General features: G+C 71.7%; 18 protein-coding genes. 11 read left to right on the top strand and 7 right to left on the bottom strand.

The window, feature by feature from the left end; genetic code table 11:
* The first annotated feature begins 27 nt into the window (after positions 1–27).
* Positions 28–657, top strand: coding sequence for a UbiX family flavin prenyltransferase (locus tag O3438_RS21020; RefSeq protein WP_269681541.1), 630 nt, complete (start codon positions 28–30; stop codon positions 655–657).
* Positions 658–761: 104 nt separating this feature from the next.
* On the opposite strand, the gene O3438_RS21015 is transcribed toward O3438_RS21020, so the two are convergent.
* Positions 762–1,028, bottom strand: coding sequence for a BldC family transcriptional regulator (locus O3438_RS21015; RefSeq protein WP_007454516.1), 267 nt, complete (start codon positions 1,026–1,028; stop codon positions 762–764).
* 269 nt (positions 1,029–1,297) lie between these two features.
* Between O3438_RS21015 and O3438_RS21010 the strand changes: the two genes are divergently transcribed.
* The 3 genes from O3438_RS21010 to O3438_RS21000 are packed head-to-tail and all read left to right on the top strand — an operon-like array spanning position 1,298 to position 3,761.
* Positions 1,298–1,756 (top strand): Lrp/AsnC family transcriptional regulator, encoded by a 459-nt coding sequence (locus tag O3438_RS21010; protein WP_145785884.1) that lies wholly within the window; start codon positions 1,298–1,300, stop codon positions 1,754–1,756.
* Positions 1,757–1,806: 50 nt separating this feature from the next.
* Positions 1,807–2,637 (top strand): SDR family NAD(P)-dependent oxidoreductase, encoded by an 831-nt coding sequence (locus O3438_RS21005; RefSeq protein ID WP_269681540.1) that lies wholly within the window; start codon positions 1,807–1,809, stop codon positions 2,635–2,637.
* Positions 2,638–2,669: 32 nt separating this feature from the next.
* Positions 2,670–3,761, top strand: coding sequence for a PLP-dependent cysteine synthase family protein (locus O3438_RS21000; RefSeq protein WP_269681539.1), 1,092 nt, complete (start codon positions 2,670–2,672; stop codon positions 3,759–3,761).
* Positions 3,762–3,802: 41 nt separating this feature from the next.
* On the opposite strand, the gene O3438_RS20995 is transcribed toward O3438_RS21000, so the two are convergent.
* The 4 genes from O3438_RS20995 to O3438_RS20980 form a co-directional block, all read right to left on the bottom strand.
* Positions 3,803–4,423, bottom strand: coding sequence for a putative glycolipid-binding domain-containing protein (locus O3438_RS20995; protein WP_269683705.1), 621 nt, complete (start codon positions 4,421–4,423; stop codon positions 3,803–3,805).
* A gap of 106 nt (positions 4,424–4,529) precedes the next feature.
* The gene (locus O3438_RS20990) at positions 4,530–6,392 is read right to left on the bottom strand and encodes a DEAD/DEAH box helicase (RefSeq protein ID WP_269681538.1); all 1,863 of its coding nucleotides are present in this window, start codon (positions 6,390–6,392) and stop codon (positions 4,530–4,532) included.
* 197 nt (positions 6,393–6,589) lie between these two features.
* Positions 6,590–8,362, bottom strand: a complete 1,773-nt coding sequence (locus tag O3438_RS20985; RefSeq protein ID WP_269681537.1) for a hypothetical protein — start codon at positions 8,360–8,362, stop codon at positions 6,590–6,592.
* Positions 8,363–8,476: 114 nt separating this feature from the next.
* Entirely contained in the window at positions 8,477–10,027 is a 1,551-nt protein-coding gene (locus O3438_RS20980) for a C40 family peptidase (RefSeq protein ID WP_269681536.1), read from the bottom strand.
* A gap of 239 nt (positions 10,028–10,266) precedes the next feature.
* On the opposite strand from O3438_RS20980, the gene mqnE reads away from it, so the two are divergent.
* The 3 genes from mqnE (at position 10,267) to O3438_RS20965 (ending at position 12,252) form a co-directional block, all read left to right on the top strand.
* Complete coding sequence (mqnE, locus tag O3438_RS20975) at positions 10,267–11,436, top strand: aminofutalosine synthase MqnE (protein ID WP_269681535.1); 1,170 nt, start codon at positions 10,267–10,269, stop codon at positions 11,434–11,436.
* Positions 11,437–11,459: 23 nt separating this feature from the next.
* Positions 11,460–11,897, top strand: a complete 438-nt coding sequence (locus tag O3438_RS20970) for a hypothetical protein (protein ID WP_269681534.1) — start codon at positions 11,460–11,462, stop codon at positions 11,895–11,897.
* A 73-nt stretch (positions 11,898–11,970) separates the two neighbouring features.
* Positions 11,971–12,252, top strand: a complete 282-nt coding sequence (locus O3438_RS20965) for a DUF4229 domain-containing protein (RefSeq protein WP_145785891.1) — start codon at positions 11,971–11,973, stop codon at positions 12,250–12,252.
* A gap of 95 nt (positions 12,253–12,347) precedes the next feature.
* Here O3438_RS20965 and O3438_RS20960 read toward each other — a convergent pair whose 3' ends face one another.
* Positions 12,348–13,685: a C39 family peptidase gene (locus O3438_RS20960; RefSeq protein WP_269681533.1), complete on the bottom strand. Its 1,338-nt coding sequence runs from the start codon at positions 13,683–13,685 to the stop codon at positions 12,348–12,350.
* 211 nt (positions 13,686–13,896) lie between these two features.
* Between O3438_RS20960 and O3438_RS20955 the strand changes: the two genes are divergently transcribed.
* The 4 genes from O3438_RS20955 (at position 13,897) to O3438_RS20940 (ending at position 19,412) form a co-directional block, all read left to right on the top strand.
* Complete coding sequence (locus tag O3438_RS20955; RefSeq protein ID WP_269681532.1) at positions 13,897–15,774, top strand: M14 family metallopeptidase; 1,878 nt, start codon at positions 13,897–13,899, stop codon at positions 15,772–15,774.
* Between the two features lie 716 nt (positions 15,775–16,490).
* Positions 16,491–17,420 (top strand): ABC transporter substrate-binding protein, encoded by a 930-nt coding sequence (locus O3438_RS20950; RefSeq protein ID WP_269681531.1) that lies wholly within the window; start codon positions 16,491–16,493, stop codon positions 17,418–17,420.
* Positions 17,421–17,433: 13 nt separating this feature from the next.
* Positions 17,434–18,531: a FecCD family ABC transporter permease gene (locus tag O3438_RS20945; protein ID WP_269681530.1), complete on the top strand. Its 1,098-nt coding sequence runs from the start codon at positions 17,434–17,436 to the stop codon at positions 18,529–18,531.
* Positions 18,528–19,412 carry an ABC transporter ATP-binding protein gene (locus O3438_RS20940; protein WP_442929631.1) on the top strand — a complete coding sequence of 295 codons (885 nt, stop codon included), beginning with the start codon at positions 18,528–18,530 and terminating at the stop codon, positions 19,410–19,412. The genes O3438_RS20945 and O3438_RS20940 overlap by 4 nt, the downstream gene beginning before the upstream one ends.
* Here O3438_RS20940 and O3438_RS20935 read toward each other — a convergent pair.
* Positions 19,362–20,126: a VOC family protein gene (locus O3438_RS20935; RefSeq protein WP_269681529.1), complete on the bottom strand. Its 765-nt coding sequence runs from the start codon at positions 20,124–20,126 to the stop codon at positions 19,362–19,364. The genes O3438_RS20940 and O3438_RS20935 overlap by 51 nt on opposite strands.
* Between the last annotated feature and the right edge of the window lie 92 nt (positions 20,127–20,218).

Raw genomic sequence — 20,218 nt, 5'->3', positions numbered from 1 at the left:
CCCAGCCGGACCAGGCAGGCTGGGGGCATGCGGGAACCATGGGTGGTCGGGGTCTCCGGAGCATCCGGGACGCCGTACGCGGCGGCCGTCATCGGAGGACTCCTCGACGCGGGCGAGCCGGTCGACCTGATCGTGTCCCGCGCGGCACGACTCACAGTGCTCGACGAAACCGGTCGACCGTTCCGCGACGGGCACTGGGCCGAGGATCTCGCCGCCTGGCTCGACCGGGACCTGACCGGTGCTGACGTACGGCACTGGCCGGCCGGTGACCTGGCCGCCGGGCCGAGCAGCGGCTCCTACCGGGTACGCGGCATGGCCGTGGTCCCGGCCAGCACGGCAGCCTGCGCCGGTATCTCGATCGGGCTCTCCAAGGACCTCCTGCAGCGTGCCGCCGAGGTCAACCTCAAGGAACGCCGCCCGGTGGTGGTCGTCCCTCGGGAAACACCCGTGACCCGCAGTCACCTGGAGCACCTGATCGCCCTGCACGACTCAGGCGCTGTCGTGTTGCCCGCCAGCCCCGGCTTCTACGGAGCCGGCGCGGCCGCCAGCGCCCAGCAGTTGGTCGACTTCGTGGCCGGCAAGGTGCTCGACGCGCTCGGCGTCCCGCACACCCTGTTCCGCCGGTGGTCCGGCCAGCTCGGCGCAGCCCGAAGCTGACCGCCGAACACCCATGTCACGTCCCGCGAGGCCGCCCGGTGGTCGGCCGAAGCGGGACGCGGACCGGGCCGAAGTCCGGTCCGCGTAGCGATGTCCGCACCAGTTCAGTACATGCCGGCGTTGGCCGGACCCGGCCCCGTGGATGCGGCCGGCCCCACATTGCGTGGCTTTCCGACCTCATCCACCTCGTCCAGCATGCCCTCCCCCTCAAGCAGGGCCCGCACCTCGGATTCCCGAAACCGGCGATGCCCGCCTGGAGTCCGGATGCTTCCTATCCGGCCGGCCGCCGCCCATCTCGTCACAGTTTTCGGGTCTACCCGAAACAGCGCGGCGACCTCACCCGGTGTCAGCAGGCGATCTCCAGTGTCCACAGCCCCCTCCTCGCGTCGACGAAGCCCCCGGCTGAACACACTGCCCCCGGCTGGTGCGTAGCCCAGAGCCGTCATGAGGGACGTATGGCAATTACAGCACCGCGGACATGACCTGTCCGCCCAAACGCGAAAAATGCACTGAGTGAGGAGTTAGTAATGGTACTTGTGCGACCTCCGCCTTCACGGCGGTTTATCAACAGTGACTCACCACTCAGTCCAACGGATGCCGAAGCCCGCACGTTATGCCTCAGCGGCTAGGGTCACTCTCTGTGGACGCCATCGACCTGAACCTCGTCGACCTGCTGCGCGGCAACGCCCGTCTCTCGTACGCCGAGCTGGCCCGACAGGTGGGCCTCTCGGCCCCGGCGGTGCACGAACGGGTCGGCAAGTTGGAGAGCAGCGGCGTCGTTCGGGGCTACCGCGCTGATGTGGCCCCGGAGTCGATCGGGCTGGGTGTCACCGCGCTGATCGGCATCGTCGAGGACTCCGGCGCCGACTCCGACGACATGCTCGAGTCGCTGCGGGTGCTGCCCGAGATCGAGTCCTGCTACTTCATGGCCGGTGTCGAGTCGTTCCTGCTCAAGGCCCGGGTCGGCACGATCGCCGAACTGGAGCAGTTGATCGTGCGATTGAACCGGACCCCGGGGGTGGCCTCCACCCGTACCGCCATCGCGCTGTCCACCAAGTGGGAGAACCGCCCGCAGCCGGTCGGCCCGCCCGCGACCTGACCGCCGCGTACCCCTGGTGCCGCCGGGTCGGACGGCGGTAGCGTGCGCCGATGACCCCGCCGGGACGTCGCGTGGCAGTGGTGACCGGCGCTGCCGGCGGCCTCGGCCACGCCATCGCCACCGCGCTGCACGCCGACGGCTGGTCGGTGCTCCTCACCGACCTCGACCCGGCGGCGGTGGCCGTCGCCGCAGCGCCCCTCGGGGGTTGGTGGGCGGCCCTGGACGTCCGGGACGAGGACTCCTGCGCCGCCGTCGCCGCGAGCGCCACGGACCGGGGCGACCTCGCGCTCTGGGTCAACAACGCCGGCGTCCTCACCACCGGCCCGTCGTGGGAGCACGACGAGCCGACCCGCCGCCGGATGTTCGACGTCAACACCCTCGGCGCCATGAACGGCACCCTCGCCGCGCTGGCCGTGATGCGCCGGCAGGGCCACGGCCACGTGCTCAACGTCGTCTCGCTGGCCGGGCTGATCGCCGCGCCCGGCGAGACGGTGTACGCGGCCAGCAAGCACGCCCTGCTGGCGTTCAGCCTCGGCACCCTGTCCGATCTGCGGATCGCGGGCTACCGCCGGGTGCACGTCTCCTGCCTCTGCCCGGACGGCATCTGGACGCCGATGCTGCACGACCGGCTGGACGACCCGGGCGCGGTGGCGTCGTTCACCGGTTCGATGTTGACCGCGCAGCAGGTGGCCGCCCGGGCGGTCCGGTTGGCCCACCGACCCCGTCCGGTGGTCAGCCTGCCCCGGTGGCGGGGAGCGCAGGTGCGCCTGCTGGACGCCCTACCCCGGCTGGCCGTCGCGCTGACCCCGCTGGTCCAGGCCGCCGGCCGCGCCGGCCAGCGCCGGCAACACCGCCGGAGCACCCGCCCCTACCGGCGCTGACCACCGGTGGGACTGCTTGCTACGTTTCCGGCGTGACTCATCTCGACCGGTGCGACGAGGCCAGCCGAACCTGGGTGACGGAGGCGATCGCCGCCGTCGAGGCGGACGCGAACCGCTCGGCCGACACCCACCTGCTGCCGTTTCCGCTACCCCGTACCTGGGGGATCGACCTCTACCTCAAAGACGAGTCGTCACATCCCACCGGCTCGCTGAAGCACCGGCTGGCCCGCTCGCTGTTCCTCTACGGGCTCTGCAACGGCTGGATCGGGCCGCGTACCACCATCGTCGAGGCGTCGTCGGGCTCCACGGCGGTCTCCGAGGCGTACTTCGCCCGGATGCTCGGGTTGCCCTTCATCGCGGTGATGCCCGCCTCCACCTCACCCGAGAAGATCGCGCAGATCGAGTTCCAGGGCGGCCGGTGCCACCTGGTGGACGACCCCGCAAGCGTGGTGGTCGAGGCCCGTTGGCTGGCCGAGGACTCCGCCGGGCACTTCATGGACCAGTTCACCTACGCCGAGCGGGCGACCGACTGGCGGGGCAACAACAACATCGCCGAGTCGATCTACGCCCAGCTCGAACTGGAACGGCACCCGATCCCCGCCTGGGTCGTGGTGGGCGCCGGCACCGGAGGCACCAGCGCGACCATCGGCCGGTACGCCCGGTACCGCCGACTCGCCACCAAACTCTGCGTGGTCGACCCGGAGAACTCGGCGTTCTACCCGGCCTGGTTGGCCGCCGACTGGTCGGTGCGTACCGGGAAGGGCTCCCGGATCGAGGGGATCGGCCGTCCGACGGTGGAGGCCTCGTTCCTGCCCTCGGTGGTGGACCGGATGGTCCAGGTGCCGGACGCGGCGTCACTGGCCGCCATGCGTGCCGGCTCGGCCGTGCTCGGTCGACGCGTGGGCGGCTCCACCGGCACCAACCTGTGGGGCGCGTTCGGCCTGATCGCCGGGATGCTCGCCGAGGGCCGGACCGGCTCGGTGGTCACCCTGATCTGCGACCCGGGTGACCGGTACGCCGACACCTATTACTCCGACGACTGGGTGGCCGCCCAGGGCCTCGACCTGACGCCGCACCTGGCCACTGTCGAACGCTTCCTGACCAGCGGCACCTGGCCCGGCTGAACCGCTCCGTTCCGCTGGGCCTGGCCCGGCTGGGCACCTGCTCAGCGCGGGTCGATCCGCTCCGCCAGCCCGGGATAGCGCACCACGTAGCCGTTGTCGTCAAGGTCGATGTCGGCGGTGAAGGTGCCGCTGGCGAAGCGCACCCGGCCCGGCCCGAGCCCGGTGTAGATCTGCTCGGCCGGCACCACCTCCAGGCCGGGCAGCAGCACCCAGGCGACGGTGATCCGGTGGGCGATGTCGGCCGGCTCGGCGGCCAGCCCGAGCCGGTGGACCGGCAGGGTGTTGAACAGCGGGGAGCCGCTCAGGTCGACGTCGAGCGCGTCGGCCAGCCGGTCCGGGTCGTCGGTGCCCGGCAGGCCGGCCCGGGGATGACCGGCGTCGACCAGGGCCCGGTCCAGGTCGCCCTGTTCCGCGGTGGTCACCCGCCACCGGTCCGTCGCCCGATCCAGGGTCACCCTGCGCTGCCAGCCCAGCCCTTCGACCTCGACCTCGACCCGGGTCGTGGACCAGTCCGGTGCGGCGGTCAGCTGGTAGCGGGCGGTCCAGGGGATCGGATCCACGGCGAGCAGGGTGCCCCGGGCCGCCAAGCCGCGGCTGTCGTCGAAGAGGACCTGCTCGCTGCCGGCGGTGTCCGTCCGGGACCAGAAGATTGACTGCGGCATGGTCGGCATGAGCCGGACGTTACGCGACACAGCGTGCCTCGGCAGGGCATGCGCGAACGCCGCCGCGAAGCATCTGCTCCGCGACGGCGTTCAGTGGATCAGAGGATCAATGGGTACGCGCCGGCGGTCGCCCGCCGAAACCCCGCCGGTCGTCGCGCGGACGGTCGTCGCGGGTCCGGTCCTCGCGGGGACGGTCATCCCGACCACGGCTCTCCGGGCGGAAACCACCCCGAGAATCCCGGTCACCGAAGCGCCGCTCGCCCTGCGGCCGGTCGCCCCGACCGTCCCGGTCACCGAACCGCGGCCGGTCCTCGAACCGACGCTCGCCCTGCGGACGGTCGCCGTAGCCCCGGGAGTCCCGATCGGCGTACCGCCGCTCGCCAGCCGGCCGGTCACCGTAGCCCCGATCGCCGGCAGGCCGGTCACCGTAACGCCGCTCGCCCTGCGGACGGTCGCCGTACTGCCGGTCGCCCTGCGGTCGGTCGCTGAACCGACGCTCGCCCTGCGGCCGGTCGCTGAACCGACGCTCGCCCTGCGGCCGGTCGCTGTAGCCCCGGTCGCCGGTCGGTCGGTCGCCGTAGCGGCGCTCACCGGTCGGTCGGTCGCCGTAGCGGCGCTCACCGCTGGGCCGGTCGCCGTAGCGGCGCTCGCCCTGCGGGCGGTCGCCGAACCGGCGCGGGCCGCCGGAACGGTCGCCGTAGCCGCGCGGCTCCGCCTCGACGCGAACCGGGACACCGCTGGGCTCCCGCGCGCCGACCAACTCGGCCAACGCCTCGTCGCCGACCCGGACCCGGGTCTCGGCCGGCGCGACACCGGCCTTCTCCATCATCGCCAGCGTGGTCCGGCGCTGCTTGGGCAGCACCAGCGTGGCGACCGCGCCGGACTCGCCCGCCCGAGCGGTGCGCCCGGCCCGGTGCAGGTAGTCCTTCGGGTCCTTCGGCGGGTCGACGTGCAGCACCAGGGTGACCCCGTCGACGTGGATGCCCCGAGCCGCCACGTCCGTGGCGACCAGCACGTTCATCCGGCCCTCCCGGAACTCCGCGAGGGTCTTGGTGCGCATCCGCTGGGTCTTGCCGCCGTGCAGACCACCGGCGCGTACGCCCACTGCGGCGAGTTGCTCGACCAGCCGGTCCACCCCGAGCTGCGTACGGGCGAAGACCATCGTCCGGCCGTCGCGGGCGGCGATCGAGGCCGCCACCGGGAACTTCTCGTGCGGCGGGATCAGGAGCATGTGGTGGTCCATGGTGGACACCGAAGCGGTGGAGGGCGCCGTGGAGTGGGTCACCGGGTCGTTCATGAACCGCTTGACCAACGCGTCGACGTCACCGTCCAGGGTGGCCGAGAAGAGCAGCCGCTGACCGTTCGCGGGCGTCTTCGCCAGCAGTTCGGTCACCTCGGGCAGGAAGCCCATGTCGGCCATCTGGTCGGCCTCGTCGAGCACCGTGACCTCGACGTCGTCGAGCTGGCAGATGCCCCGCTCGATGAGGTCGCCGAGCCGGCCGGGGGTGGCCACGATGATCTCCACGCCGCGCCGGAGCGCGTCGATCTGACGGTCGTACGGGACACCGCCGACGGCGGTCTTCAGGAACACGTTGAGTGCCTTGCCCAGCGGCAACAGCGCGTCGTTGACCTGCATGGCCAACTCCCGGGTCGGGACCAGGACGAGGGCGCGCGGGCGCATCGGGCGGGCCGGCTTGGCGGCGGCGACCCGGGCCAGGAGCGGCAGACCGAAGGCCAGGGTCTTGCCCGAACCGGTCTGTCCACGGCCCAGCACGTCCCGGCCGGCGAGCGCGTCCGGAACGGTGGCCCGCTGGATCTCGAACGGGCTGGTGATGCCCTGCCGCGCCAACGCGCGAACCAGCGGCTCGGGGAGGCCGAGCGCGGCGAAGTCGATGGATTCGGCGGTGTCGGCCGCCGGAGTGGGGTCGAAAACGGACGTGACGGTGCTGGAGTCAGCAGAGGTGGTCAACAAAAGCCTTTCGAGCGGGGCGCATCTTCGCGATGGCCTGCCGCGGCTGTGCCGCCGGATCGCCCGCAAGATCGCCCAGGGGCGCGCACCACGCGCGCCGGGTCAGTGATCTAAGCCAGTGTACGGCGGTCCGGCGAACCCGCCAGCCGGTTGCCCGACCGTAGTGGGCGGACTCACCATCGCGTCCCCTCGACGGCTCACCCGTTGAGCACGCCGCCCACCAGGCCGTCCAGCGCGTCACCGGCAAGCAGGACGATCATGACGCTGATCGCGACCAGCAGCCCCAGGGCGGCGGCGAGAACGATCACCACCCGGGCGTTGCGGGAGCGCTCGGCCGGGCCGTCCGCCCAGCCCTGGGCCAGGATGTGACCGGTCAGCGAGCCGGACGTCTCCACCGCGTTGGTGGGCATCGCGATCGTGGCGAAACCCGGCCCCTCACCGCTGCCGTAGACGGTGCCGGCCAGGTCGGAGCCACCGCCGCGTCGCCCGTCACGAGCACCTGCCGCAGTCGGTCCGGAGGTGACCGTCGGCCCGGTCGGCCCGGTCGGCCCGGTCGGCCCGGTCGGCCCGGTCGGCCGGGAGTTTCCGGAGCCGCTTGCCGGCGAGGGGGGAGTGCCGACGCTGGACGGCGGCCAACTGGGCAGCGCGGGGGCGGGCACCACCGGCGGCGCGGAGACGGGTGCCTCGGCCCACCCGCCGCCCGACGTCGGGCGGGTCGTCCCGACGGCGGCCGACCATCCGGCCGGCGGTGCGGAGACCGGTGCGGTGGCGCGTACACCGGGCGTGTCGATCACCGCGGGCGGCGGTGGAAACGGCGGCGCCGGCATCGGACCGGGCGGGGCGGGCACCGGCGGTACGGGTGGTGGAACGGGCGGGCCCGGGACGGGCGGCACCGGCGGACCCGGCACTGGCGGCACCGGCGAGGGCGGCGGTACGGGCGGACCCGGAACGGGCGGGACCGGACCGGGCTGCGGCGTGGGTCGGGGCTGCGGCGTCGGCATCGGGCCGGGTGGGTACGGACCCGGGGCCGGCGCGGGTTCCGGCTCGGGTGGTGCGGGCTGGGCCGGCCCAGGGCCCGGCGGCGTGGGCTCCGGCCTCGGCTCCGGAGTCGACGGCTCCGGAGGCTGGGCGGGCTGCGGCGGTTGCGCCGGCTCGGGCGGCTCGGTGCTCACCGGCCCGGCTCCGTAGACGGTTGGCGTGCTTCCCCGGGGATCCGGCGTGCCGATCGCACCGGCAGTGACCCGGCTGCTGGTGGGAACGGTGGCGCTGGCCCGGGCCGGAGCGGTCGAGTCGTTGCGCTGCCCGGGCACCGGAGCGTCGGCCGAGCCGGTCGCGCGGTAGGTGGTGGCGGTGACCGGTGCGCCGGCCGGCAGGTCGCTGCGGGACGCCCCGGCGGTCGCGACGCTGGCGCGGGCCCGTACCGGCGCGGCGGGCTGCTCCGGGATGGCATCAACAGGCGTGGTGTGCGCGACGGCCACGGCCGCCGTGGCCTTCCCCACGGCCTTGGCGGGAGTGTTCGTGCCGGCGAGGGAGTCCGCGCCGGCGGCGGGAGTGCCAGTGTCGGCGGCGGGAGCGTCCGCCGCGGCCGCGGGGGTGTCCGTGTCGTCGGTGTCGGCGGCGGCACCGACGTCAGCGGCACCGACGTCAGCGGCACCGACGTCAGCGGCACCGACGTCAGCGGCGCCGACGTCAGCGGAGCCGCCGTCGGAGGCCGCCGAGCTGCCATCGAGGGCTGCGGGGTCGCCGTCGGAGAGCGCGGGGTCGCCGTCGGAGGCCGCGCTGTTGTCCGAGGGCGCGGTCCCGTCGGACGTGGACGTAGACGTGGCCGTGGTGCTGGAGCCCTGGTCAGCGCCCGTGGCGGCCGGGTCGGCGTCGGTGGTCGACACCGGGTCGGCGGTGCCGAGCCGTGCCGGGTCGGTTCGGTCGACCACGGGGTCGACAGTCTCCGCCGGATCTCTCTGCTCGGCCATTTCCGCCCTCCGCGCCATGCTCGCACCCGGACCCGTGACGTCGAGCCGGATGTGCCTGGTTGTCACCGTGCCACAGATCTTCCCGAGCGGACAGCCGGAGCGGGTCGTGGCGGATCAACCAGCGTTGCTGGCGCTGCTCGACGGGCTGTCGCCGCCCGTCGCGCTCGTGGTGGCCTTCGGCGTGGTCGCCGGTGGCGTCGTGTTCGGTGCGCTGGTGGGCGCCGAGGGCAGCGTGGTCGGCGTGTTGCTCGGGGTGGTCGGCGAGGGGGTCTCGGTCGGCGTCGGCGTGGAAGTCGGCGTGGGCGTCGCGCTGCCGGTCGGGGTCGGCGTGGCCGAGCCGGTCGGCGTGGGCGTCGGGGTGGCGGACTTGGTGGGCGTCGGCGTCGGCGTCGCGGACTTCGTCGGCGTCGGGGTGGGCGTCGTGACCGGCGGGGTCGGCACCGACACGATCGGTGCCGGCACCGCGCCGATCACCCGGGTCGCGGCGTACAGCCGGGTCCAGCGGACGACCGAGATCTTGACGACGTCGCCGGTGGTGGGTGCCTGCACCATCTTGCCGTTGCCGATGTACATGCCGACGTGGTGGATGGTCGTCCAACTGCTGCCGGAGGCGAAGAAGAGCAGATCGCCGGGGAGTAGCGCGCTCTGCGGCACGGTCCGCCCCCTGGTGGCGGCGTACTGGTCACGGGCGACCCGGGGCAGGTCGAAGTAGTCGGCGCCGGGAGACCGGTACGCGGCCCACATCAGACCGGAGCAGTCGAACTGGTCCGGCCCCTCCTCGGACCACTTGTACGGGTCACCGAGCTGGGCGAGCGCGTAGCGGACCGCGGCTAGGGCCCGGGGGTGCGCGGCCATGCCGCTGATGCTCTGGTTGGCGACGTAGCCGGTGCCGTACTGCTGCTCGGCGGCCTCCTGCTGACGTTCGATCTCGATCAGTTGGGTCGCGTTGTCGCGGCGCAGCTTGAGCAGGCTCGCCTCGGCCGTGCGCAGCGCGCCCTCGCCGGCGGTGAACTCCGCGTCGGCGGCGGCGAGCTGGTTCTTGGCTTCGGCGTGCTTCTGGTACGCCTCCTGCTCACTCGCGCGGGCCCGGGACAACCCACCGGCCACGCCCGTGGTGCCGCCGTCGACCTTCTCGCCCCTGGTGATCTGTTGGAGGCGGCTCAGCTCCCGGATGTCCTGAGCGAGGTCGCCGGGCGGCAGCGCGGCGGCTGCCTTGACGGCGTCGGCGGCGGCCGCGTCGGCTTCCTGCTGAGCCCGGAGCAGGGCGTCCTGTGCGCTCGCGAGCACCTTGGCGGCAGACTCCACCTGGGCTTTCGCGGTGGACTGCTTCTGCTTGATCGTCAGGAGCGCTTCGCCGAGTGTGCCGACCTGGGCTTCGCCGGCATAGATCTGCGCGGCCAGCGGACCGGCGCCGATGGTGGCCACCGGCGGCGCCGGGACGCCGGAGACGGGTGGGCCGCCGGGCAGTTGGACAGTGCCGATCGCCGGAGGCCGGGCGCCGGTGTCGGGCACCGTCGTGGGCAGTCCGGGCTCGGCGTACGCGGGGGTGGACAGCACAGCGGCGGCGATCGCGCCGAGCAGGGCGGCCCAGAGCTTCGGACGCAGCACCGGCGAGATCACCGGGCTCCGTCGTCGCTGCCGTCGCCCGCGCCCGCTGTAGATCATGCCGCTCCTCGTCCCGCTGCTCTTCGCCGCGCACGGTGGGCGCGGCCGCCGGGACGGTACCAGTGTGTGTGTTCCGCCCCACCTTGTTACTACCGCACCTCGCCAACCTTGTCGATGCGTGGGCGGGTTACGGGAGGCTGAGAGTTCGGTGAAGTGGGTCGCTGCCGGCGACCGTGCCGCCGAAGCGGTCGGCGTCCCGACGTACGCTCGACCGGGACCGCAGGTGGAAGGGACGTGCCATGGACGCCGGACTCAAGCGTGAGCTCGAAGCGAAGGTGTACGCCGGTGAGCGGCTGACCCGGGAGGACGGGGTCGCCCTCTACGAGAGTGACGACCTGACCTGGTTGGGGCGGCTGGCGCACCACAAGCGCACCGAGCTGAACGGTGAGCGGGTGATGTTCAACGTCAACCGGCACCTCAACCTGACCAACGTCTGCTCGGCGTCCTGTGCGTACTGCTCGTTCCAGCGCAAGCCGGGCGAGAAGGACGCGTACACGATGCGCATCGACGAGGCGGTCCGCAAGGCCAAGGAGATGGAGGACGAGCAGCTCACCGAGTTGCACATCGTCAACGGCCTGCACCCGACGCTGCCCTGGCGCTACTACCCGAAGGTGCTGCGCGAGCTGAAGGCGGCGCTGCCGAACGTCAAGCTCAAGTGCTTCACGGCGACCGAGGTGCAGTGGTTCGAGAAGATCAGCGGTCTGAGCGCCGACGAGATCCTCGACGAGCTGATGGACGCCGGCCTGGAGTCGCTGACCGGTGGTGGCGCGGAGATCTTCGACTGGGAGGTCCGCCAGCACATCGTCGACCACGCCTGCCACTGGGAGGACTGGTCGCGCATCCACGCCCTGGCGCACAGCAAGGGCATGAAGACCCCGGCGACGATGCTGTACGGCCACATCGAGGAGCCCCGGCACCGGGTCGACCACGTGCTGCGGTTGCGTGAGCTCCAGGACGAGACCGGTGGCTTCGCGGTCTTCATCCCGCTGCGCTACCAGCACGACTTCGTCGACTCGGCGGACGGCAAGATCCGTAACCGGATCCAGGCGCGGACGACGATGGCGTCGCCGGCCGAGTCGCTGAAGACGTTCGCCGTCTCCCGGTTGCTCTTCGACAACGTGCCGCACCTGAAGAACTTCTGGGTGATGCACGGGCTGTCGGTCGCCCAGCTCTCGCTGAACTTCGGCGTGGACGACCTGGACGGCTCGGTCGTCGAATACAAGATCACGCACGACGCCGACTCGTACGGCACCCCGAACACCATGCACCGCGAGGACCTGCTGCACCTGATCTGGGACGCCGGTTTCCAGCCGGTCGAGCGGGACACCCGCTACAACGTGGTCCGGGAGTACGACAGGGCCCCGTCGCTGGCGCAGCGGCGCGCCGAGCCGCAGCAGGTCTGGGCCTGAGTCACCACGTACCCTCGCAGTCGATGGCCGAGAAGAGCGGTTCCGAGCAGCAGAGCGGGTTTCCCCGCCGGGACGCCGAGGGGCGGGTCGCCACCCTCGGCGACCTGCTCGGGGTGTGCCTGGCCGGGGTCGTCATCGGCGCGTTGGCGTTGGTGTTGTTCGACTGGGCGTTCGCCTCGGTCGGCGCCGGTGACTTCGGGCACACCAACGGCTGGCTCGCGGTGATCCTGCCGGCGTGGCTGTTCTGGGACGACTTCCGGGCCTGGGAGTTCGGTGCGGCCCGGGTGCTGGCGGCGGTCGTCGCCGCGGCCGTGGGCGTGTTCGCCGGGCTGCTGATCGCCGGGTTGGGCGCGGGGTTGCCGCCGCTGCTCTCCGGTGTGTTGGCGGCGGCGGCGTTCACAGTGGCGTACGCGGTGGTCTGGTTCCCGGGCGTCCGCTGGCTGGCCCGCCGGACCGGCTGACCGCTACCGCCCACCGGGCGGATCGAACCGTCCGCCGGCACCGGCGGGCGACGGAGAGAACGGAGTGGTGCTGGTGAGCGCCGCGCTCAAGTACACGCTGGGCCGGATCGGGCTGTTCGTCGCCGTGCTGGCGGGTCTCTGGCTGATCGACATGAACGTGTTCCTGAAGCTGATGCTGGCGTTGGTCTTCTCCGCCGCGCTCTCCTTCTTCCTGCTGCGCGGCTGGCGGGACGAGATGGCCGGCGAGATGGCCGACGCGACCGAGCGCCGCCGCGCGGAGAAGGAGCGCCTCCGTTCGGCCCTGGCCGGCGAGGACCAGAACCCCGCCGACCCGCCCGCCGACTCTTCCCGTTGATCAAGAGGTTTGCGTCACCGGAGACTGGATCCGTGACGCAAACCTCTTGATCACCCGCGGAGAGGGCGTGGGCGCAGGGGGTGGGGTGGGGTGGGTTACCAGTTGGTGGAGCCTTGGACCTTGGGCCAGGGCTTGGACGTCGGCTTGATCAGGTACGCCACGCCGCCGGAGCCGCCCGAGACGCTGCCGCTGGCGTTGGTGCGCTTGGTCCGCAGCCAGATCTGTTCGAACTGCGCGCGCTTGTAGACGTTGCGCACCACATCGTTGCTGGACGAGGCGGGGTCGTTGACGACCACGTCGCCCTCGGCGGTGAAGCCGACCACCACGAAGAGGTGCCCCGAGGTTCCGTAGTTCGCGCCGTCCAGCTCGCTGGCGAGGAAGGACTGGCTGGTCACGACGGGGATGCCGGCGGCGATGAACCGTTCCAGCTCGTCCAGCGAGTGCAGTCGGGTCACGCGCCCCTCCAGGCCGGGGAAGCTGGCCGCGTACGCGGTGTTGAACGGCCAGTTGCCGGCGCCGTCGTACGCGTAGTCGAAGGTCATCCGGGCCGCGTGGTTGACCGTCGGGTCGGGGTAGGTCGGGTCCACCCAGGAGGTGTCGGCCGCCGACGGCTTGCGACCCCAGTACTCGACCACCATCTCGGTGGAGGTCGGTGAGCACCACGCCTCGCCGCCGCCGTCGTACTCGGGGTAGTGCCCGGCGTGCACGTTCTGCGAGTAGCGCGGCACGGGCAACTCGACGCCCCAGGCGATGTGCCCGGCGCTCGGCGTCACGGTGAACCGGTCCGGCACCGTGGAGCTCATCGCGCCGAGCATCCGGACCACCGGCGCGGCGGTCTGCCCGGGTGCCCGGTAGAGGGTCAGCCGCAGTTGGTACGACCGCAGCAGCACCCCGGCGGTGGCGTCGTCGATGCTGAAGGTGTCGGTCCAGATCGTCGACCAGGGGTCGCCCTGCCGCTCGACACTGGTCCGCCTGATGTCGGTGTCGCCGGACGCCCAGCGACCCATGACGTACCACGGGGTCTGGTCACCGCTGGTGTAGCTGCCCTGCATCTCCACCTGGATCCAGGTGCCGGCGGGGGTCTCCGCGTTCCACGAGGCGATCAGCTCGGTGGCGTCGAACCCGATCCGGGTCACCGGTGAGGTCCAGGTGCCGTACTCCCAGGTGCGTGTGACGCCGGTGTGCGGGTCGGCGTACTCCGTCGTGCCGGTCGGGTGGGCCAGCGTGAGACCCGCTCGGGCACCGGGCACGACGCGGGTGCCGGACCGGTCGCCCCGGTGCCAGTCGGCGGGCCCGGACCAGTCCTGGAAGGTGATCTGTTCGTCGTGGTTGACGGCGGGTGGGCGGGCCGCCGCCGCGGGCGCGACGGTGGCGAGCAGGGCGAGCGCGGTGACGCCGGCGAGGGCGGCCGCGTACCGGCGGGGTCTGGCCATGGGTGCTCCGCGGTGTCGAGAGGGGCATCGTCGCTGGTCAGTTTTCCGCTTGGAGAGAAGTTTCGCCAGATGTTCTCGGCTAGAAAATCATTGCCGCCGAGATGATCGGCTCGGGATGCACAAGACAGCGAACGATATTGATATGACCATGTGACAGGTGGTGAAGTGTCCTTCACCGAGCGGGATCTCCCGCCCATCGAGGAGGTAGTCCATGGCCCTCCGCACGCCCATCCCTCTCCGCCGCGTCCTGGTGCTCGCCGTCGTCACCGGGCTGGGAATCGTCACCGTCGCCGCCGGTCCGGTCGCCGCCCGACCGGCACCGGACCGGAGCGCCGAGTCGGCGTCCGCCAGCTACCGGGTGCTCGGGCCCCGGACCCTCGCCGACCGCAACGCGGTGGCCCGCACCGGTGCCGCCATCGACTACTCCGAGCACGGTGTGCTGCACATCTCGGCCACCGCCGCCGAGGCCGCCGCGATCGGCAAGCTCGGCTTCCGGCTGGAACCCCTGGCACCGCCGCCCAACGCCGAGCGCGGCGCCGGTGAGGTCGGCACGCTGGCCTTCCCGCCCGCCGACTCCAACTACCACGACTACGCGGAACTGACGGCCGTCGTGAACCAGGTCGTCGCCGATCATCCGGCGATCGCCCGCAAGATCAGCATCGGTTCGTCGTACGAGGGCCGCGACCTGATGGCCGTGAAGATCTCCGACAACGTCGGCACCGACGAGAGCGAACCAGAGATCCTGTTCAACGCCCAGCAGCACGCCCGTGAGCACCTGACCGTCGAGATGGCGATCTACCTGCTCAACCTCTTCACCGACAGCTACGGCAGCGACTCCCGGATCACCAACATCGTCAACAGCCGGGAGATCTGGATCGTGCCGACGGTCAACCCGGACGGCAGCGAGTACGACATCGCCACCGGGTCGTACCGGTCCTGGCGCAAGAACCGGCAGCCCAACAGCGGTTCGTCCAACGTGGGCACCGACCTGAACCGCAACTGGTCCTACAACTGGGGTTGCTGCGGCGGCTCGTCCGGCAGCACCTCGTCGGAGACCTACCGGGGTCCGTCGGCGTTCTCCGCCCCGGAGACGCAGGCGCTGCGCAACTTCGTCAACGGTCGCGTGGTCGGTGGCGTGCAGCAGATCAAGGCGAACATCGACTTCCACACGTACTCGCAGCTGGTGCTCTGGCCGTACGGCTACACCACGGCGAACACCGCGACCGGGATGAGCGCGGACCAGTACAACACCTTCGCCACCATCGGGCAGCAGATGGCGGCCACCAACAGCTACACACCGCAGCAGTCCAGCGACCTCTACATCACCGACGGGGACAGCATCGACTGGATGTGGGCCACCCACAACATCTGGGCGTACACCTTCGAGATGTATCCCGGCTCGTCCGGCGGCGGTGGCTTCTACCCGCCCGACGAGGTGATCCCCGCGCAGACCTCGCGCAACCGGGAGGCGGTGCTGATGCTCAGCGAGTACGCCGACTGCCCGTACCGGGCGATCGGCAAGCAGGCGCAGTACTGCGGCGGCGGTGGTGGCACCACTGTCTGGTCGGACACCTTCGAGACGGCCACCGGCTGGACCATCAACCCGTCCGGCACCGACACCGCCACGGCGGGCGCGTTCGAACGGGGTGCCGCCCAGGCGACCACGTCCTCCGGCGCCAAGCAGCTCACCCCGTACGCCGGCTCCAACGACCTGGTCACCGGCCGGCTCGCCGGGTCGGCCGCCGGTGACTACGACGTCGACGGCGGTGTGACCAGCGCCCGGTCCCCGGCGGTGACCCTGCCGTCGTCCGGCACGCTGACGCTCTCACTGGCCTGGTACCTGGCGCACGGCTCGAACGCCTCGTCGGCGGACTACCTGCGGGTGAGCGTGGTGCACAACGGCGGCACCACCGCGCTGCTCACCCAGGCCGGCGCGGCCACCAACCGCAACGGAAGTTGGGCTGTCGCGAACCTCAACCTCAGCCCGTACGCCGGCCAGTCGGTCCGCATCCTCGTCGAGGCGGCGGACGTGTCCGGAGCCAGCCTGGTGGAGGCGGCTGTTGACGAGGTGCGTATCACACAGGCATGAATGATATAGGCGGCGCCTTTTCGAAACCGAAAGGGCGCCGCCTATCAGCCGCCGAATGGCATCAGGCCGGACCGCACAACCTCTTTTGGACGCTGCTGTTACGCGGGTTGTTGTATTCCCCGTAGATGTAGCGATTGTTTTCGTTCGGCGGTATCCCGCGCCGAAGCTCCGTCAGGTACCACCAGAGTTGGGTGTCGTCAACGAAATACCTGCTCGGGCACGCGCCATAGGCCTCCTCCGCTGCTGCGGGAGACGCTACGGCGAAAGTGCCGGCGCTGACCATGGCTGCCGCTACCAGGAACCTCGCGATATGACGCCTGTTGCTGGACTTCCTATTACTGGCTGTTTCCGAGGAGGGGTGCATATCGAGCACACTATCAGGAGCATGATCTCTTGTGTGCCCCGTCGCGACCAAAGGGCAGTGTCGCTGATCGAGGCGGGGGAAAGTCGGCTGTTGATGCCTCGGGGATCGATCCGGGCCAGCTTCCGAGGCATCCAGGTTATCGCGGTATGGTCTGACCGACCTCTCCGCAGCGAAGCCGGTGGGTAACCCGGCGCTGTCCCGCAACTGTGATGCCCCACCAGCCGGTGGGGACGAGCCAGGTCGCCTGCGGATCGGTCGCGATACGCGCTCTCGAGGAAGGGCGCCTCGCGGGCGGGCGTACGAAAGTCCCTGTCGGCGAAGCACCACACTCCTCGACCGACAGGAGGCCCCCATGAACAGACGTACCCCTCGGCTCTTCGCCGCGACCCTCGCGGTCGCCGCGCTCGCCCTCGGCGCCTGCGCCGAGAAGGCCGACGACAAGCCGAGTACCGGCACCGCGGCCGCCGCCTACCCGGTCACGGTCGGCGCGCTCACCCTCGACAAGCGCCCCGAGAAGATCGTCGTGCTGTCGCCCACCGCCACCGAGATGCTCTTCGCCATCGGTGCCGGCCCGCAGGTGACCGCCGTCGACGACCAGTCGAACTACCCGGCCGACGTGCCCAAGACCGATCTCTCCGCCTTCCAGCCCAACGCCGAGGCGATTGCCGGCAAGAACCCGGACCTCGTGGTGCTCTCCGACGACCGGAACAAGGTCGTCGAGCAGCTCACCAAGCTGAAGATCCCGGTCTACCAGACCCCGGCGGCGACCACGCTCGACGACTCGTACCGGCAGATCACCGAGCTGGGCACGCTCACCGGGCACGCCGACCAGGCGGCCGACGTCACCACCCGGATGAAGGACGACATCGCCAAGCTGGTCAAGGACCTGCCGCAGCGTGCCGAGAAGCTCACCTTCTTCCACGAACTGGGCCCGGAGCTGTACACCGCGACCAGCAAGACCTTCATCGGCTCGCTCTACAGCCAGGCCGGCCTGACCAACATCGCCGACCCGGCCGACGCGGACGGCAAGAACTTCGGCTACCCACAGTTGTCCCAGGAGTCCGTCCTCAAGGCCGACCCGGACTTCATCTTCCTCGGCGACGTCAGGCAGGCGAAGCAGAGCGCCGCGTTGGTCAAGGCTCGCAGCGGCTGGGCCGGCCTCACCGCGGTCAAGAACGACCGGGTGATCGAGCTGGACGACGACATCGCCTCGCGCTGGGGTCCGCGGGTCGTGGACCTGCTCCGGGTGATCATCGACGCGGTCGCCAAGGTGCCCGCGTGACAGCGATCCGTCAGTGACCAAGCCGCTGTCGGTGGCCCGGTCCGCCGGGCCACCACCGGTGGCCCGGCCCGCCGGGCTGCGCAAGCGTTGGCTGGTCGCCGGCGTGTTCGCCGTGCTCGTCGCGCTCGTCGCCGGGGTGTCCCTCGGGCCGGTCAGCCTGCCCGCCGGCAGCGTCGCCGCCGAGTTGCTCAACCTGATCCCGGGCGTGCACCTCGACAGCGGCCTGTCCGAGCGGGAGATCGCGATCGTCACCGAGTTGCGGCTGCCCCGGGTGGTGCTGGCCCTGCTCGTCGGGGGTCTGCTCGCCCTCGCCGGCGGCTGCTACCAGGGAGTCTTCCGCAACCCGCTCGCCGACCCGTACCTCCTGGGGGTGGCTGCCGGCGCCGGCCTCGCGGTCACCGCGGCCATCGCCCTCGGCGGCGCCGGCCGGGAGGGCGCGATCTCCGGGCTGCCGATGACCATCCCGTTGGCCGCGTTCGCCGGGTCGCTGCTCGCCGTGACGATGACCTACGTGCTCGGCGCCGCCGGTGGGCGAAGCCACTCACCGGCGATGCTGATCCTGGCCGGGGTGGCGGTCTCCGCGTTCCTCTCCGCCGGGCAGACGTACCTGCTGCAGAAGCACGTCGACAGCATCCAGCCGGTCTACTCCTGGCTGCTGGGTCGGCTCGCCACCGCCGGCTGGCACGACGTGCTGCTGGTGCTGCCGTACGCCGTGCTGACCACTGTCGTCGTGCTGCTGCACCGCCGTGAACTGGACGTCCTCGCGGTGGGCGACGACGAGGCGAAGAGTCTGGGCCTGCACCCGCAGCGCACCCGTTACCTGTTGATCGCCGCCGCGTCCCTGGGCACCGCGGCGGCGGTCTCCGCCACCGGCCTGATCGGCTTCGTCGGCATCATCGTGCCGCACACCGTCCGGCTGCTCGCCGGGTCGAGCTACCGGGTGATCCTGCCGTTGTCACTGCTGTTCGGTGGTGCGTTCCTGGCGCTGACCGACGTGGTGGCCCGCACCGCCGCCGCTCCGGCCGAGGTGCCGATCGGCGTGGTGACCGCCCTGCTGGGCGGCCCGTTCTTCGTGATCGTGCTGCGCACCGCCCGGCGGGTGCTCACGTGAGCCGCGCGCCCGCTGCCGGTGCCTCCGACGACGTGTCGGCTGTCGAGGTGCGTGGCCTGCACGTCGGCCTCGGCGGCACGCCGATCCTGACCGGCGTCGACCTCACCGTCGCCGCCGGCGAGTGGGTCACCGTGATCGGTCCGAACGGCGCCGGCAAGTCGACCCTGTTGCGCGCCGTCGGCGGCCTGCTGCCCGCGCCGGGGGCGATCACCCTCTTCGGTACGCCGAGCACGGCGCTGCGCCGCCGGGACCGCGCCCGGGTCGTGGCCACGGTGGCGCAGTCTCCGGTGGTGCCGGCCGGCATGTCGGTGCTGGACTACGTGCTGCTCGGCCGCACCCCCTACATCCCGACGCTGGGGCGGGAGTCGACCGCCGACCTGGACGCCGTCCACGAGGTGCTCGGGCGGCTGGACCTCACCGGCTTTCACCACCGCGAGCTGGCCACCCTCTCCGGCGGCGAACGGCAGCGGGTGTTCCTCGCCCGGGCGCTCGCCCAGGGCGCGACGCTGCTGCTGCTCGACGAGCCGACCAGCGCACTCGACATCGGTCACCAGCAGGAGGTCCTGGAAGTCGTCGACCAGCTGCGTCGTGAGCACGGCCTGACCGTCCTCGCCACGATGCACGACCTCTCCCTGGCCGGCGAGTACGCCGACCGCATGGTGATGCTCGCCGGCGGTCAGGTGGTGGCCGCCGGGGCCCCCGCCGACGTGCTGACCGAGCACCTGCTCGCCACCCACTACCGGGCCAGCGTCCGGGTGGTCCCCGGCACCCACGGCCCCCTGGTGGTCCCCGTCCGTCCCACCCGCCCCAATCCGCTCGGGGCTCGCGGGTCAGGGGCCCAGGTCGATGACGGAGAAGAGGGCGCCCTGGGGGTCGCGTAGTGCGGCGAACCGCCCCGCCGGGATGTCGCGGGGCGGAACCAGGATCGTCCCGCCCAGCTCGGCGGCGCGGGCCGCGGCGGCATCCGCGTCGGTCACCGCGAAGTACACGGTCCAGTACGCGGGCAGGTCGGCCGGGAAGTCGTCGGCCAGCGGTGGCATCATCCCGGCGACGATCTGGGTCCCGAGCCGCCAACCGGTGTACGTCATGGGCCCCACCGCCTGGTCGTCCGGCTGCCAGCCGAACACCAGCTCGTAGAAGACCTTCGCGCCCTCCGGGTCGGGCGTGACCAGTTCGTTCCAGCTCATCGCGCCCGGCACGTTGAACACCTCGGCACCGCTCATCGTCAGCGGCTGCCAGACGCTGAACGTGGCGCCGGACGGATCGGCGAACACGGCCATCCAGCCGCGGTCGAACACCTCGAACGGTGGCACGACGACCTGCCCGCCGGCCCGTTCGACCCGGCTGGCGACCAGCTCCGCGTCGTCGGTGGCGACGTACGTCGACCAGATCGGCACCTGGTCGGGGATCGCCGGCGGCCCGGCCCCGGCGACCGGCTTCCCGTCGAGCAGGAAGACCGTGTAGCCACCCGCCTCGGGTTCCGGTGTCACCCGACCGGTCCAACCGAACAACTCCGGGTAGAAGCGCCGCGCGTCGTCCAGGTCCGGGGTGGCCAGGTCGGCCCAGCAGGGCGTACCCGGCGGGACGGTGCTCACGTCAGGACCCCTCTCACCCGGGGCGACCACGACGGCCCCCTGCGGGAATCCTGGCACCGTCCCGCCGCGGCTCGGGGCGGAAACGGACGAAT

Origin of the sequence: Micromonospora sp. WMMC250 (assembly GCF_027460215.1) — a bacterium.
Classification (GTDB): domain Bacteria; phylum Actinomycetota; class Actinomycetes; order Mycobacteriales; family Micromonosporaceae; genus Micromonospora; species Micromonospora taraxaci.
Note: the sequence above shows the minus strand (reverse complement) of the source record. Positions and strands in the feature narration are given on the sequence as shown.